The 1,648-nt window shown below is 42.8% G+C and carries 2 protein-coding genes; both read right to left on the reverse strand.

What is annotated here, in order from left to right:
• Positions 1 to 4: 4 nt before the first annotated feature.
• Positions 5 to 547 (reverse strand): hypothetical protein, encoded by a 543-nt coding sequence (locus F6K49_RS46835; protein ID WP_293109326.1) that lies wholly within the window; start codon positions 545 to 547, stop codon positions 5 to 7.
• A complete protein-coding gene (locus F6K49_RS46840; protein ID WP_293109327.1) occupies positions 538 to 1,482 on the reverse strand; it encodes a filamentous hemagglutinin N-terminal domain-containing protein in 945 nt (314 codons plus the stop codon). Before F6K49_RS46840 ends, F6K49_RS46835 begins: the two co-directional genes overlap by 10 nt.
• Positions 1,483 to 1,648: the final 166 nt, after the last annotated feature.

Consider the following 1,648-nt stretch of genomic DNA (forward strand, 5'->3'; position numbering starts at 1 on the left):
TTTATTAATGGTAATGTTGCCACCCGGACCACTCACTGGTGTCAGCAGCAGAACGAGTCAGAATCCCGCTAAATAAGCCATCTTCAGTGAAACCGGAGATATCAATGGCACCATTAGCATTAATTTCAATATTTCCTGATGCGCCATTGCTATTGGTAATGGTTTGAATTCTTGAGCCACCAGTGATAGTAAGAGCCCTAGTGGTTAGCTCTATGTTTCCACCATTGCCGATGGCTGAGGTTAGTAAATCATTAGCAATCAAACTCTTGTCACTAAGATTGGTATTACCATTAGCATTAATAGTGATATTGCCAGCTACGGCATCTGGTATGGATGCTCCTGAAGTCAATCCAGCTTGTAACGCACTGGCTGACATGTCGAAATTAGCACCATTGATGGCAATAGTTCCGCCATTGACATTAGTGACATCTACCAAGCTACCGTTGCTCAAAGAAACATTAGCTCGTTGAACTCCATCGGGAAAACTAACCGATGTTGCGCCATTGAGGGTAACTGTTGCTGGACTGGATAATCCTCCTAATTCCACTTCCCGGGCACTTCAACGGTGGCACCATTGAGGTTTACTTGACCCCCAAGTAAGGCCATGGTTTGTCCGGTCTCAATGCTAATGGTAGCTCCTGTAACGTTGACTGAGCCAGGATTGCTACCATATTGCAAACCAGTGGGAATATTGATAGTTAACAATGGTGGAGCATTTGGATCAGTAGCGCTAAAGTTAAAACCATTGTCAAACACGACACTATCAGCAGTGCTAGCCACAAAGGAGCCTGCCACATCTAAGCTTGCATTGGCTCCAAAGTTAATACCATTGGGATTGAGCAAAAATAAATTAGCGCTACCATTTACTCCCAAGGTGCCCAGAATTTGAGAGAGGTTGTTGCCGGTAACACGAGTCAAAATATTAGTAATGCCATCGGGATTATCAAAATACACTCGTTGACCATTACCAACATTAAATTCCAGAAAACTGTGGAATAAGTTACTATCTCGTATTGCTCCCCCTTCGATTAAATCCGCTACTGCACCACGGATAGTCTGATTGGGAGTCACTATTGAATTTTCATTCCCCAAGGTACTATCTGGGGTTAGTTGAGCGTTAGTGGGCGAGGCGAGTAATAAACATAGACTACTGACTTCGAGAAATCCCACTAAGCCCAATTGCATTAGTGAAATGGGTTCTGTTGGTAGCCTTGGTGTGAGGGGGTTGGTGCCGTAGTGCGAGCATGATTTGCCATTAGCTTTTTGGGCTTGGGGGATGCGATCGCTTTCCATGGAGTTGTCTGGCCGATTAGTCTCAGTCTTAGAGTTCCCGGCACTGTTGGTCAGAGTCACACCTGTATACAACTTAGGTCTTACACCTTCAATTAAACCCTCGGGGTTGCTCAATTGAAGTATGAATGAGCGATCGTGTGGATTTTGGGAAAGCCTCAGTTGCTTCAATACTGTAAAAAAGCGTTGCATCCGCTAATTCCCAGTATTGTGGCAGGGCTGTTTCATTGCAGTTTCTGTGTTATATGAATACTACATGTTGAATTACAAAATGTCGGTTAAAAGATAATTTTTATCAAAATTTAATAAAATAATTGACAAAAATAGATTTAAATATGTTGAATTACAAAATGTCGGT

This window comes from Moorena sp. SIO3I6 (assembly GCF_010672095.1).

Excerpts from the sequence above, each read along its gene's own strand:
- F6K49_RS46840 (WP_293109327.1), bottom strand. The coding sequence starts at position 1,482 with ATGCAACGCTTTTTTACAGTATTGAAGCAACTGAGGCTTTCCCAAAAT.